The sequence below is a fragment of the Microbacterium sp. CIAB417 genome (assembly GCF_022788845.1).
In genome coordinates this window covers 402,153-414,930 of the sequence record NZ_JAHZUT010000005.1, presented here as the reverse complement: position 1 = coordinate 414,930, position 12,778 = coordinate 402,153, and the positions used below count along the sequence as shown (strand labels likewise).

General features: G+C 71.6%; 16 protein-coding genes. 8 read left to right on the top strand and 8 right to left on the bottom strand.

Annotated elements, in window-relative coordinates:
* The first annotated feature begins 43 nt into the window (after positions 1–43).
* From KYX17_RS22805 to KYX17_RS22795, 3 genes are all read left to right on the top strand, one after another.
* A complete protein-coding gene (locus tag KYX17_RS22805) occupies positions 44–784 on the top strand; it encodes a membrane protein insertase YidC (RefSeq protein ID WP_243229706.1) in 741 nt (246 codons plus the stop codon).
* Positions 785–881: 97 nt separating this feature from the next.
* Positions 882–1,364, top strand: a complete 483-nt coding sequence (locus tag KYX17_RS22800; RefSeq protein WP_243229705.1) for a hypothetical protein — start codon at positions 882–884, stop codon at positions 1,362–1,364.
* A complete protein-coding gene (locus tag KYX17_RS22795) occupies positions 1,361–2,368 on the top strand; it encodes a cation diffusion facilitator family transporter (RefSeq protein WP_243229704.1) in 1,008 nt (335 codons plus the stop codon). Before KYX17_RS22800 ends, KYX17_RS22795 begins: the two co-directional genes overlap by 4 nt.
* A 41-nt stretch (positions 2,369–2,409) precedes the next feature.
* Here KYX17_RS22795 and KYX17_RS22790 read toward each other — a convergent pair whose 3' ends face one another.
* Both KYX17_RS22790 and KYX17_RS22785 read right to left on the bottom strand, forming a co-directional pair.
* Positions 2,410–2,724, bottom strand: coding sequence for a hypothetical protein (locus tag KYX17_RS22790; RefSeq protein WP_243229703.1), 315 nt, complete (start codon positions 2,722–2,724; stop codon positions 2,410–2,412).
* Entirely contained in the window at positions 2,721–3,605 is an 885-nt protein-coding gene (locus KYX17_RS22785) for an SDR family oxidoreductase (protein ID WP_243229702.1), read from the bottom strand. Before KYX17_RS22785 ends, KYX17_RS22790 begins: the two co-directional genes overlap by 4 nt.
* A 210-nt stretch (positions 3,606–3,815) precedes the next feature.
* Between KYX17_RS22785 and KYX17_RS22780 the strand changes: the two genes are divergently transcribed.
* The gene (locus KYX17_RS22780; RefSeq protein ID WP_243229701.1) at positions 3,816–4,088 is read left to right on the top strand and encodes a hypothetical protein; all 273 of its coding nucleotides are present in this window, start codon (positions 3,816–3,818) and stop codon (positions 4,086–4,088) included.
* Between the two features lie 145 nt (positions 4,089–4,233).
* Here KYX17_RS22780 and KYX17_RS22775 read toward each other — a convergent pair whose 3' ends face one another.
* The 4 genes from KYX17_RS22775 to KYX17_RS22760 are packed head-to-tail and all read right to left on the bottom strand — an operon-like array spanning position 4,234 to position 8,913.
* The gene (locus KYX17_RS22775) at positions 4,234–5,886 is read right to left on the bottom strand and encodes an alpha-amylase family protein (protein ID WP_243229700.1); all 1,653 of its coding nucleotides are present in this window, start codon (positions 5,884–5,886) and stop codon (positions 4,234–4,236) included.
* A complete protein-coding gene (locus KYX17_RS22770) occupies positions 5,883–6,842 on the bottom strand; it encodes a TIGR03885 family FMN-dependent LLM class oxidoreductase (RefSeq protein ID WP_243229699.1) in 960 nt (319 codons plus the stop codon). The genes KYX17_RS22775 and KYX17_RS22770 overlap by 4 nt, the downstream gene beginning before the upstream one ends.
* An 8-nt stretch (positions 6,843–6,850) precedes the next feature.
* Positions 6,851–7,306, bottom strand: a complete 456-nt coding sequence (locus KYX17_RS22765) for an SRPBCC family protein (RefSeq protein ID WP_243229698.1) — start codon at positions 7,304–7,306, stop codon at positions 6,851–6,853.
* Between the two features lie 41 nt (positions 7,307–7,347).
* Positions 7,348–8,913 carry an FAD-dependent oxidoreductase gene (locus tag KYX17_RS22760; protein ID WP_243229697.1) on the bottom strand — a complete coding sequence of 522 codons (1,566 nt, stop codon included), beginning with the start codon at positions 8,911–8,913 and terminating at the stop codon, positions 7,348–7,350.
* A 175-nt stretch (positions 8,914–9,088) separates the two neighbouring features.
* On the opposite strand from KYX17_RS22760, the gene KYX17_RS22755 reads away from it, so the two are divergent.
* From KYX17_RS22755 to surE, 3 genes are read left to right on the top strand one after another with little or no spacing between them, the layout of a single operon-like run.
* Positions 9,089–9,553 (top strand): DUF4383 domain-containing protein, encoded by a 465-nt coding sequence (locus KYX17_RS22755; RefSeq protein ID WP_243229696.1) that lies wholly within the window; start codon positions 9,089–9,091, stop codon positions 9,551–9,553.
* An 8-nt stretch (positions 9,554–9,561) separates the two neighbouring features.
* The gene (locus tag KYX17_RS22750; protein ID WP_243229695.1) at positions 9,562–10,557 is read left to right on the top strand and encodes a 1-phosphofructokinase family hexose kinase; all 996 of its coding nucleotides are present in this window, start codon (positions 9,562–9,564) and stop codon (positions 10,555–10,557) included.
* Positions 10,554–11,375, top strand: a complete 822-nt coding sequence (gene surE / locus KYX17_RS22745) for a 5'/3'-nucleotidase SurE (protein WP_243229694.1) — start codon at positions 10,554–10,556, stop codon at positions 11,373–11,375. Before KYX17_RS22750 ends, surE begins: the two co-directional genes overlap by 4 nt.
* Here surE and KYX17_RS22740 read toward each other — a convergent pair.
* Positions 11,312–11,647, bottom strand: coding sequence for an ATP-dependent DNA ligase (locus KYX17_RS22740; RefSeq protein WP_243229693.1), 336 nt, complete (start codon positions 11,645–11,647; stop codon positions 11,312–11,314). The genes surE and KYX17_RS22740 overlap by 64 nt on opposite strands.
* A gap of 75 nt (positions 11,648–11,722) precedes the next feature.
* On the opposite strand from KYX17_RS22740, the gene KYX17_RS22735 reads away from it, so the two are divergent.
* Complete coding sequence (locus KYX17_RS22735) at positions 11,723–12,031, top strand: hypothetical protein (RefSeq protein ID WP_243229692.1); 309 nt, start codon at positions 11,723–11,725, stop codon at positions 12,029–12,031.
* Between the two features lie 6 nt (positions 12,032–12,037).
* Here KYX17_RS22735 and KYX17_RS22730 read toward each other — a convergent pair whose 3' ends face one another.
* Positions 12,038–12,718, bottom strand: a complete 681-nt coding sequence (locus tag KYX17_RS22730; protein ID WP_243229691.1) for a DUF6766 family protein — start codon at positions 12,716–12,718, stop codon at positions 12,038–12,040.
* Positions 12,719–12,778: the final 60 nt, after the last annotated feature.

The following is a 12,778-nucleotide window of genomic DNA, read 5'->3' as shown; positions in this document are numbered from 1 at the left end:
CACGGCAGACGCCGCACCCTCCCGACGCATCGAACGGACATCCATGGACCTCTTCTCCTTCCCTCCCCTCGCCGCGCTCCTCGACGCGGCCTACGGCGCCCTTGCGGGCCTCGCCGCCTTCCTCGAACCCGCGGCCGGCGCCTCCGCCGCCGCTCTCGCGGTCGTCGTCGTCACTCTCGTGGTGCGCGCCGTGCTCATCCCGGTCGGCATCTCGCAGGCCAGGGCCGAACAGATCAGGGCGCGCCTGGCGCCGAAGCTCCGGGCGCTCCAGCAGAGGTATGGGACGAGCCCCGAGCGTCTCCAGCGCGAGACGATGAAGCTCTACCAGGACGAGAACACGTCGCCGTTCGCGGGGTGCCTGCCCGTGCTGCTGCAGGCGCCGGTGGTGGGCATCCTGTACACGCTGTTCCTGCGCACCGAGATCGCGGGGCATCCCAACGATCTGCTCGCCCACGACCTGTTCGGCGCGCCGCTCGGGACCAGTCTCGTGCACATGCTGGCGGCCGGTCCTTTCTCACTTCCGACCCTCACGGTGTTCGGCGTTCTCGTGCTCGTCATGGTCGTCGTCGCCGAGATCACCCGGCGCGTGTTCCGTCCGACGCCGGTCGAGGACTCGCCGCTGTCCTCGCCGGGGATGCTGCGGGCGATGAGCGCACTGCACTATCTGACCGCCGTCTTCGCCGTGTTCGTCCCGCTCGCGGCGGCGCTGTATCTGACGGTCACGGTCGTGTGGACGCTCGCACAGCGCGTCGTGCTGCGCCGGCGCTTCCCACTTCCGGCCTGACACGGACGCCCCGCGGCGGCGGCCACGCGCATACCGCCGGGCGGGGCGGCGGTCAACCCGTTTGAGTCCCTCCCCTCCCGGCACGCATCATGGGCGCATGCTCGCCCCCGCTGTCCGCCGCTCGACCGCCGCACTGTCCACGTGCACCCTCGCCCTCGCCCTCACCGGATGCCTCGGCACCGTGCCCGTGGATCCGGACGGGACCCTCGATGCCGCCCGGGGAGGAACGCTGCGGATCGGGGTGAGCCTGGATCCCGGGCTGGCCGAGGCGGGGCGGGACGGACCGACCGGGCCGCTCGTGGACCTCGCCGAGGGGTACGCGGAGTCGATCGACGCGCGCATCGACTGGGTTCCGGCGGGCGAGGAGACGCTCGTCGGCATGCTCGAGGAGGGCGAGGTCGACCTGGCCGTCGGCGGGTTCAGCGCGGACACGCCCTGGGCGGATCGGGTGGGCGCGACGCGAGGATACGCCGACCTTCCCGGCCTGGACGGCCGCACCGTGGTGTGGCTGGTGCCGGCCGGCGAGAACGCGCTGCTCTCCGACATCGAGCTCTACCTCGACGGCGAGGCCGGATCGTGAGCCGCGGCGACCCGCATCGTTTCGGTCGCACCGACCTGCCGCCCGAGCAGCATCGCGCCCTGCATTCCGCGATCCGGTGGGAGTACTTCACGATCGGGTACACCATCGTGACGATCACCGTCGTGGCCTTCGTGGTCGGCGGTTCGCAGTCGATGCGCACGGCGTGGATCGAGGACATGCTGTCGCTGCTGCCGCAGATCGCCTTCCTCACCGCGCTGCTCCAGGTCCGCCGCCGCCCTGACGTCGATCACCCGTACGGACGGCACAGGGCGATGGGGGTCGGCCATGTCGTGGCCGGGGTCGCCCTCGCGACCGTCGGACTCAATCTCGCCTTCGAGGCCGTCTCGGGCCTGGTCACCGGTGACCATCCGACGATCGGCACCGTGAAGCTGTTCGGGGTCACGGTGTGGCTCGGCTGGCTGATGGTCGCCGTCATGTCGGTCATCGTGATCGGTCCGGTCTTCTTCTATGGCCCGGCCAAGGCGCGCCTCGCACCCCTGCTGCACAACAAGCTGCTCTACGCGGATGCCGACATGGCCAAGGCCGACTGGCAGACCAATGCGGCATCCATCGTCGGCGTCATCGGCATCGGCCTCGGCGTGTGGTGGCTGGACGGCGTGGCCGCCCTGTTCATCTCGATCGGCATCGTCCGCGACGGGTTCCGCAACACCCGGTCGGCCGTGGCGGATCTCATGGACCAGCGCGCCCGCACCTACGACGACGAGGAACCGCACCCGCTGGGCCGCGAGGTGACCGAGTACCTGCGCGGGCTGCCCTGGGTCGACGAGGCCGCCGTCCGCATGCGTGATGAGGGCCAGGTGTTCCACATCGAGGCGTTCGTCACGACGCGGCGCTCCCGCGTGCCGCTGCGGTGGCTGACGGAGGCGTCCGCCGGGATCGCGGCGCTGGACTGGAAGGTGCAGGACGTCGTCGTGATCCCGGTCGAGGAGCTTCCCGACGAGGCCGACCGCGGCACGGACGACTCACCCGCGCTCCGTCGCTGACCGGACCCCGGCTCGTCGGAGGCCCGGTCGGCGACGGGTCGTCATTTCTCGGGAGGGAAGTGCGGGATCTCGAAGGGCCGCGTCGAGCGGTCCACCTCGGCGGCGGCGACGGCCGCGTCGAGATCCGCGAGCAGTTCGTCGAGGTCGCGGTAGCGCGAACGGTTCGGGCACGGGCTGCGCAGCCACAGCACCTCGATCGCGCCGATCTCGCTCTTCTCGGCGTAGGCGACCATGCGTGAGGGGTCCGTATGACCGCGCGTGGCGTCGCAGATGCGCCAGCCGGTGTGCCCCAGCGGGACGATCTCCCAGGCGGGAGTCGCAGGCGACGGAGGGTCGGTGGGGGCCACGATGCTCACAGCGCCTTCCCCCCGGTCACCGCGAGGACCGCTCCGGATGTGTACGATGACTCGGCCGAGGCCAGGTACACGTAGGCTCCCGCGAGCTCGGCCGGCTGCCCGGCGCGACCGAGCGGGGTGTCCGAGCCGAAGTGCGCGACCTTCTCGCCGTCCCAGCCCGTGGCGGGGATCAGCGGCGTCCAGATCGGCCCCGGCGCCACCGCGTTGACCCGGATGCCGCGCGATCCGGCCTCCTGCGCGAGCGCCTTGACGAACGCGACCTGAGCGGCCTTGGTCATGGCGTAGTCGATGAGTCCCGGCGACGGCTCGGCGGCCTGGATGGAGGCGGTCACGATGATGGACGCGCCCGGTTCCATGGACGGATAGGCGGCGCGGGCCGAGAAAAGGAGTCCGGCGAGGTTGGTGTCGAACACGCGGCGCATGTCCTCGGTCTTCAGGTTCGCGAAGCCGCCGACGTCGTGCTGGTAGGCGGCGTTGAGGACCAGGACGTCGAGTCCGCCGAGGGCACGGCGGGCCTCGACGACGGCGTCTGTGGCGAAGGCCTCGTCGCGGACGTCCCCGGCGAGGCTGAGCCCCGTGCGTCCGGCGTCTCTCACGAGGCCGAGCGTGTCCTCGGCATCCTCCTGCTCCTCGGGCATGTGCACGATCGCGACATCCGCTCCCTCTCGGGCGAACGCGATCGCGACCGCTCGACCGATGCCGGAGTCGCCCCCGGTGATGAGGGCGCGGCGCCCGGCCAGGCGACCGTGGCCCACGTAGCTCTGCTCGCCGTGGTCCGGGGTGGGGCGGGTCTCGTCGGTCTGCCCCGGCTGCGTCTGCTGCTGGGGCGGGAACGGTCCGTCGGTGTGCGCGTAACGGGGGTCTTCGGCGATGTCGGTCATGTCGTCCTCGCGTGTGGGGTTCGCTCGTGGGGGAGGGTCGTTTCCGAGCATCTCCGCCCGAGGAGCGGAGAACCAGGGGGTTGACAGGGCGGATCCGCATCGCCTTCGCGCGGGCCCGCGCGCGAGAGCGCTCGACGGGGATCTGTCAACGGGGCTGACCTCGCCCCCTGGCAGCGCGAACCTGAGGATCCGCCGACGAGAGGAGCCGTCATGTCCGGAACACGCGCCATCCCCGAAGAGGAGCTGCCGTTCCCGCCCGAGCGCCGAGAGGAACGCGATCCCGAGAACACGGATCCCGCGGACGCGGAGGCTATGCCCGGCGGCGTCGAGCAGCCCGACACCCAGGGCACCGACCCGCTCGACGCCGAGATCGGCGAGGAGGGCCAGGGCGACCTCTCCCCCGAGGACGAGCCGGATGTGCTGGCCGCCGATGCGGACCGCGCCGACGCCGAGCCGACCGATCTGCGCGACGAGGCCCCGTGAGCGGGGTCGGCGACCAGGGGCTGCGCCCGGAGCACATCCAGTCGCAGCCCCCGGACGACGAGCAGCTCGCGGCGGAGGCCGAAGAGGCCGAACGGCGTCCGCGCGCACCGCGTCGGCCGGACGAGCCTCCGGTGGAACCGGCGGATCAGGGACGACGCGCCGACGGGGGCAGCCTCCGCACCCAGCGGAACCCGTAGCCCTCCAGTTCGACGACGACGCGACCGTCACGCGTCTGCACCGGCTCGGCCGACAGGAGATCCGTGACGGTCGCGTCGTCGTCGATGCCGAGCGGTACCTCGATCTCGACCGTCCGCGCATCCTCGACGAGGTTGTGGACCGCGAGGAAGACGATGTCGTCGGCTCGGCAGGCATGGGCGAGCACGGCGTCGTCCCCCGTCTCGGGCAGCGAGAGCTCGCCCCACGCGATCTCCGGTGCCGACCGGTAGCGGGCGATCAGGAGCCGGATGAACGAGAGCAGCGAATCCGGATCCCGCAGCTGATCGTGGACGTTGACGTGCGCCGGGGCGTATCCGTCGCCGGGGATCGGCGGCACGCGCGACGGCCGAGCCGTCGAGAAACCCCCTGACGGTCCGCCGTGCCACTGCATCGGGGTCCGGATCGCCGCGCGGTCCGGGGTGGCCGGGATCTCGCCCATCCCGATCTCCTCGCCGTAGAGCAGCACCGGGGCCCCGGGAAGGGAGAAGAGCAGGCTGTACGCCTGCCGGATGCGACGCGGGTCGCCGTGCAGCATCGGCGCCAGCCGCCGGACGATCCCGCGCCCGTATACGCGCTGCCGTTCGTCCGGGGCGAGCGCATCGAACACCTGCGCGCGCTCCTTCTCGGTGAGCTGTTCGAGCGTCAGCTCGTCGTGATTGCGCAGGAACATCGCCCAACCCTGACGCTGGTCGATCACGGGTCGGCCGCCCAGCACGCGCGCGAGCGGTGCGGCCTCCCCGCGGACCAGGGAGAGGAACACCGCCTGCATGGTGGCGAAGTCGAACTGGAGCTCGAGCTCGGTCGCCCCGTCTCCGAAGTAGGCCAGCTGCTCGTCGTGCGGCAGCCCGACCTCGCCGAGCAGCGCGGCGCCGCCGCGCCGACGGCCCACGAACCGGTGCAGTTCACGCAGGAATGCGTGAGGGTCGGTGTCGTCGGCCGCCCCGGGCGGCGAGATGAGGAACGGGACGGCGTCGAGCCGGAAGCCGTCGACGCCGAGCTCGGTCCAGAACCCGACGACCCGTGCGATCTCCGCCCGCACGGCGGGCTCGGCGAGGTTGAGGTCGGGCTGGTGCCGGTAGAAGCTGTGCAGATAGTACTGATCCGTGCGCTCGTCGTGCTCCCAGACGCTGTCCTCCTCTCCGGGGAAGACCGTCTTCTGAGAGGTGCGCGGCGGCCGATCGCGCCACACGTAGTAGTTCCGGTGCCGTGAGGAACGCGAGCGTCGGGCCGAACGGAACCAGGGATGCCGATCCGAGGTGTGGTTCACGACGAGATCCATGATCACCCGGATGCCGCGGTCGTGCGCGATGCGCAACAGCTCGACGAAGCCGCCGAGGTCTCCCAACCGCGGATCGACGCCGGTGAAGTCCGTGATGTCGTAGCCGTCGTCGAGGTCGCGGGTGGGCTGGAAGGGCATGAGCCACAGACAGGTCACACCCAACTCCGAGAGATAGTCGATCCGATCGCACAGCCCGGCGATGTCGCCGACGCCGTCGCCGTCGGAGTCCTGGAACGTCTCGATGTCCAGGCAGTAGATCACCGCCGTGCGCCACCACAGGTCGCTCGTGTCCGCCGGTCTCACAGCAGCCTCCGCAGCTCGGGGAGCAGCTCCCTCTCGCACCGGGCGAGGAAGTCCGCCTGGTCCTGGCCGACGTGGTGCAGGTAGATCCGGTCGAAGCCCTCGGCCACGGCGGCGACCCGCGCCGCGAGAGCGGCGGCCGAGCTCTCGACGAGCACTCCGGCGCGCAGCCTGTCCTCGGTCGGGTCCGCGAGCGCGTCGAACTCCTCGGGCTGCTCGAGATCCCACATCCGATCCGGCGGGATCGTCGAATGCGCCCACTGGTCGCGGGCGAGCGCCAGCGCCTCGGCATCCGATTCCGCCAGGCTCACGTGGATCTGCACCGCCGTGGGCCCCGTGCCCCCGGCCGCCCGGTACGCATCGTGCGTCTGCGCCGCGGCGGCGGGGTCCGTCCCCACCGTGATCAGGCCGTCCGCCCACTCGGCGACCTCGGCCGCGGTCTCCGGGCTCACGGCCGCCGCCAGCAGATCCGGTGGTGCATCCGGTCTGCTCCACACCCTCGCCTCGTGGACGCGCACCTCGCCGTCCGCGTTCACCCGCTCTCCGGCGACGAGCGCGCGGATCACCTCGGCGCACTCGCGCAGCCGCCGATCACGGTGCTGCTTGTCGGGCCACGCATCGCCGGTGACGTGTTCGTTGAGCGCCTCCCCGCTTCCGAGCGCGGCCCAGAAGCGTCCGGGGAACATCGCGCCCAGCGTGGCGACCGCCTGCGCCGTGATCACGGGGTGGTAGCGCTGACCCGGAGCCGTCACGAGACCGATCGGGAAGCGCGTGAGCGCCAGGGCGGCACCGATCCAGCTCCAGGCGAAACCGGACTCGCCCTGTGCGAGGGACCACGGCGCGAGGTGATCCGAGCACATCGCGGCATCGAAGCCGGCGGCCTCGGCGTCCCGCACCGCCTGCAGCAGTGCTTCCGGCGCCACCTGCTCGTGCGAGGCGTGGAATCCGATGACGACCATGGCCGCGATCAGAGCACGGTGTCGGGCTCGGCGCCGCGTGCCTCGCCGCCGCCGCCCTCCATCAGGTCCTTGAAACGTCCGAGGTCCCGCTCGGCCGCGCGCTCGTCGAGACCGATCAGCGCGCCGGCCTTCTCCGTGAAGGTCTCCGGGACCCACGCCATCTCCAGCGCGACGCGCGTGCGCTCGGCGTCGATCGAGGTGAACTGCACGACACCGCTGTGCACCTTCTCCCCCTCGCTCGCCCAGGCGATGCGCTGGTTCGGCACGGCGTCCGTCACGCGCGCGTCGAACTCGCGCTCGACCCCGCCGACGTTGACCACCCAGTGCGAGCGGTCGTCCCCAAGGCGCTGCACGCTCTTGACCATCGACATGTAGTACGGCATGTCCTCCAGACGCGCCCACTGCTCGTACACGGCGCCCAACGGCGCCTCGACCTCGGTCTCGGCCTTGATCACTTCGGCCATGTCACTCATCTCCTCACTCGGTTCCCTTGTTCCGGAACGGATCAATCTACGGATGCCGGGCCCGGCGCCGGCCCGGGGTTGACCGCGTCGGCTCGAGCGCGTACGGTCCCCTCCCTGGTAGGCAGATCCCGTTTCGCCGGGCCCTCGATCACGCGTCCGTCCGGCGCGAACCGCGAGCCGTGCAGCGGGCAGTCCCAGCTGCGCTCCGCGGTGTTCCACTGCAGCACGCCGCCCAGGTGCGTGCAGACGCCGGACACGGCGCAGGCCCGCCCATCGACGACAGACTCCGCCACGGGTTCGAGACCGCGCCGTGTCATGCGCACCCGATCCCGACCCTCGGCGTGCGACTGCTCGGGACGCGCCCAGCCCCGGGCGGCTTCCCCGGCCACGCGCGCGTTGCTCGCGATCATGGCGGCCGCGCCGGACGCACCGACCCTGCCGTGCGCGAAATGCTCGGACCACGCCGGGGCGACCCCCTCGATGATGCCCGTCAACGCGAGAGCACCGGCCACGGCGTTGGTCATGCCCCACTTCGCGAACCCCGTCGCGGCCAGGACCCTCCCGTGCGTGCCGGGCTGGATGCCGAAGAACGGCCGGTCTCCGGCCATCCGGTAGTCCTGCGCCGCCCACCAGCGGTCGCGCACCGCGCCGGGGAAGGCCTGGGCCGTCCAGCGGTCGATCGCCTGCAGCCGGATGCGCGTGTCCGCGTCGCGTCCGGTCGGGTAGGAGCTGCCGCCGACCACGAGCAGCGGGCGCTGCTGCTCGTCCCGGCCTGATCGCAGGGAGCGCGTCACCTCGTCGACGCAGAGGAACGAGCCGTCCGGGATCATCGCGGCATCGGGCAGCCGGTAGGCGGCGACCATCTGCCTGGTCGGCGTGAGCTTCGCGAAGAACGCCCGACGATCGATCACCGGGAACCCGGTCATCACGAGCAGGCGCTCTGCGCGCAGCTCCCCCGTCGTGGTCGTGACGCGCACACCGCTTGCGGTCGCGTGCGCGCCGGTGAGCCGGCAGCCTCCGATCAGGCGCACTCCCAGGGAGACGGCCTGGTCCGCCAGTGCCCCGAGCACCCGCATCGGATGCAGCTGGGACTGATCTCGCAGCAGCAGAGCCCGGGAGACCGGGAAGGGGAGGCCGATCCGTCCGGAGTCCTCCTCGACGGCGAGGCCCGCTGCACGGCAGGCCTCCGCCTCGGCGCGCACGGTCTCGCTGCCCGCCTCCGTCATGGCGTAGGTGACAGAGGTCCGGCGCTCCTCGGCATCCGGGATCGCGGCGATCTCCGCACGCAACCAGTCCTGACCGTCGATCTGCGCCTGGGCGTAGGCCGCCAGCGCACGATCGCCGGCGCTGCGGCGCAACCGGGAGTACACGGAGCCCTGCAGCAGGCTGAGCTTGGCGGTGGACGCGCCGGTCGTCCGGGCGCCGGCCTCCGCCGCGTCGATCACGGCGACGCGGCGGCCGGCGCGGGCCAGCATCACCGCAGCGGCAAGGCCCGCGAGACCGGCGCCGGCGATCACGACCTCGCTCTCGACGACGGCCTCGGCGGCCATCCGGATCCGCGGCCCCGTGTCGCGCCACAGCGCGCGCGGGCGTGGTGTCGTCGTCACGTGGATGCTCCCTTCGTCGTCCGTCGATCCGACACCGCGGCGGCGGGTGGGGACAGGGCCTTGACATTCCGTACCGCCTAACCGGCCGCCGGGTCGCCGTCAATCCCCTCCGCCCGCGGCGCGCGCGTCGCTACCGTGAGCGCATCGCATCCGCGTCCGAGCACCAGGAGGAATCATGGACACGACGACGACCCGCTATGCGGGCAGCGCGATCCAGGTGATCGCGCTCATCTTCGGCATCGTCTTCGCCATCGTCGGCATCGCCGGGTTCGTGCCGGGTCTGACCCACTCGGCGGAGCACCTCGGCGCTGCGGGCGCCGGCTCGGAGGCGATGCTGGTCGGCCTGTTCCAGGTCTCGGTGCTGCACAACATCGTGCATCTCCTGTTCGCCGTCGCCGGCATCCTCTCCGCGATCGGCCCCGCGGCGTCCCGCGCCTACCTCTTGTGGGGAGGCGTCGTATACCTCGTCGTCTGGATCTACGGCCTGTTCGCCGTGGGCGATGACGCGATCAACATCATCCCCGTCAACCACGCGGACAACTGGCTGCACCTGGGCCTCGCGATCGTCATGATCCTGCTCGGCCTGCTCGTCGGGCGGGCGCCCCGCGCACGGCCCGCCGAGGCGCCGCCGCTGCGGTGAGGCCGGGCATGAGCGATGTCACGGTCTTCGCCCCGTCCCCGACGCTGACCATCACCGTCGAGGATCACCCCCAGGGTTCCGAGATCCACGTCCACGCCGGCGGGCAGGGCGTCTGGCAGGCCCGGATGCTGCGCCGGTTGGGCTGCGAGGTCACGATGTGCTGCGTGCTCACCGGCGAGATCGGCAGCACGCTGGGCCACCTGCTCGAGGACGAGGGGCTCCGCGTCGTCTCCGTGGAGCGCGCGGGACGTGGTTCCGCGTACGTCCACGATCGCCGCGGCGGGAAGCGCGTCGCCGTCGCCGAGGAACAGGGCGATCCGCTGGGCCGGCACGACCTCGACGATCTCTACACCCGCATGCTGGATGCCGGATCGCGATCGCGCATCTCGATCCTCAGCGGACCGGCGGGCGACGAGACGGTGCCGGCGGACATGTACCGGCGGCTCGCCGCGGATCTCCGCGACGAGGAGCGCCGGGTCGTGGCCGACCTCGCCGGGGACCGCATGCGCGCCGTCCTCGCGGGCGGCGTCGACGTGCTGAAGATCAGCCACGAGGAGCTGGCCGGCGACGGCCTGATCACGGACGACTCGACAGCGGGCATCCGCGCCGCCATGCGCCGGCTGCGCGAAGAGGGAGCGGGCACGGTCGTCGTCACGCGCGCCTCCGATCCGCTGCTGATGATGGACGACCGCGGCACCGTGGAGGTGTCGCTGCCCGCGTTCGCCGAGGCCGAGACCCGCGGGGCGGGCGATTCCCTCACCGCCGGGGTCGTCGCGGGTCTCGTGCGGGGAGAGCCGCTGCGCCGCGCCATCACCCTCGGCGCGGCGGCCGGAGCGCTCAACGTGACCCGGCACGGTCTCGGGACCGGCGACGGGGCGGCCATCCGGAGCCTGCGCGACCGCGTGCGCCAGCGCACCGTCGACGCGGAGGAGGCGCCGGTCGCGGAGGAGCGCACGAGCCCGGACGGCCTCGCCGCGCGCGCTGCTCCCGAGGAGGACCGATGACCCGCGTGCTCGTGACCAACGATGACGGCATCGACGCACCTGGACTGCACGCCCTCGCCGCCGCTGCCGTCGACGCCGGCTTCGACGTCGTCGTGGCCGCACCGGCCACGCAGTCCAGCGGGTCGAGCGCCTCGATCCTCGCCGAGGAGGCGGACGGGCGGATCCGCATCGAACGCCGAGAGCTCGACGGACTGGAGGATGTGCCGGCTCACGCGGTCCGCGGCGGCCCCGGTCTCATCGCACTCATCGCGGCGCGCGGAGCGTTCGGAGTCCCTGCCGACCTGGTCCTGTCGGGCGTCAACCACGGCGCGAACGTGGGCCGGGCCATCCTGCACTCCGGGACCGTCGGCGCGGCGCTCACCGGAGGCATCGGCGGAACCTGGGGCCTGGCCGTCTCCCTCGACGTCGGCATCGAGCCGGCAGCGTGTCATTGGCGCACCGGAGCCGACGCCGCGCTGCGGGTCGTCCCCGCGCTGCTGCAGCGCCCGCGCGGCGCCGTCGTGAACGTCAACGTTCCCAACGCTCCGGAGATCCGAGGGTTCGTCGAGGCACCTCTGGCTCCGTTCGGCATCGTGCAGACCACGCTGACCGAGGCCGATGAGCACTACGTCCGGCTCGCCGTGGAGGACCTGCCGCTCACGCCGACCGAGGACAGCGACGCGGCTCTGCTCGCCGACGGCTGGGTGACGGTCACCGGGATCGATCCGGTCTCGAGCTGCTCCTTCCCGTTGCCGGACGAACTCGCCGGCCGGGATCAGAGGACCGGGTTCTCCGCGGTGACGGGTTCGCCGCCGTCCGCGGGCTCCGGCACGAGGTAGAGACCGCCCGGCGCATTGGCGGTGAACGCCAGAGCCTCGATCCAGGCGCGATTGATCGCGGGCGAGCGGCTGCCGTAGTACTTGAACACGAGCGAACTCGACGAGTGCACCCACACGGTCGTGCGCCCGCCGCCGACGCTGGCGTCCTCGCGCCAGGAGAACGGGAACGGCTCCCCGCGGCGCAGCTTCGCGCTGATGACGAGCTGGATGTGCGTCAGAGCGCGGTCCTCGATCTCGACCTTGACGCCGCCCTCGTAGATGAACTTTCCCATTGCGGCATCCTTTCGTCGTGAGCCTTTCGGCCCCGGCTCTGTCGTGCTGGCTCCCCCCATGGGTAGCGTAGCCGTATGGGCATGCTCTACTACGGTTCCGCGTCCGAGCCGATCCAGATCGAGGACCGGGCGCTGGCGCACCTCAAGGTCGTGATCGCGACGAAGCTGCGCCGCAACGAGAGCTTCACGTTGTCCTGGCGTCACCCGGACGGCGACGATCCGGGGCGGTCGACCATCTGGCTGCATCCGTCGATCCCGATGCGGTTCGTGTTCGACGACCCGGAACCGCCGGAGCTGCACGGCGAGTGGATCACCGCCATGGCGAACTCCGCGAACTCGAGCGGCGGCATCACCCTCGTGCCCGAGGATCTCGAGACCGACTGACCGGAATCACTCCGACTCCCACGCCGAGACCCTGTGCGGGGCACCGACCGGCTTGGACTCGGCGGAGCCCCGCTGGCGCAGCACGATCGACAGCAGCACCATGGCCGCGACGGCCAGGAACTCCGACTGCCAGTTCTGCAGCGTGCGGTCCCAGAAGTCCGGGCTGACGAGATACTCCGACCAGGTCAGCGGGGCGGCCCCGTGCTGGGCGTTCTCCTCGTTGATGACGGCGACGCCGGCCAGCGACTGCACCAGCCATGACAGCACGAACACCGCCCCCATCACGATCAGCAGCGAGTTGCCGTACAGCGTCGTCCGCCATCCGCCGGCCCGGGCCCAGGCAGGGGAATCCGGGCGGGCGTAGCGCCCCACGAGCTGGTCCTCATCGCTGCCGGGCCCCTCGTCACCCGGTTTCTTCGACTCCGGCGACCCGCGCTGCACCAGCCAGATCGTGGCGGCGATGAAGAAGAAGAACTGCAGGAACTCGGACTGCCAGTTCTCAGCCACGTCGACGACGAAGTCGCTCGAGAACACGAACTCCCAGAACCCTTGCGCCGCCTGCCCGTGGTGCAGCAGTTCCTCGTTGGTGCGCAGGTGCCCGGCGATCGCCTGCCCGATCAGCGCGAGCAGGAACAGGACGATGAAGAAGAGGCCCAGGGCGTTGTCGCGCAGTATCCGTCGTGTCATGAGTCCGACCATGCCGCTCGACGCTGACGGGTACAAGGGGTTGACGTGTCCGGCGCCGCG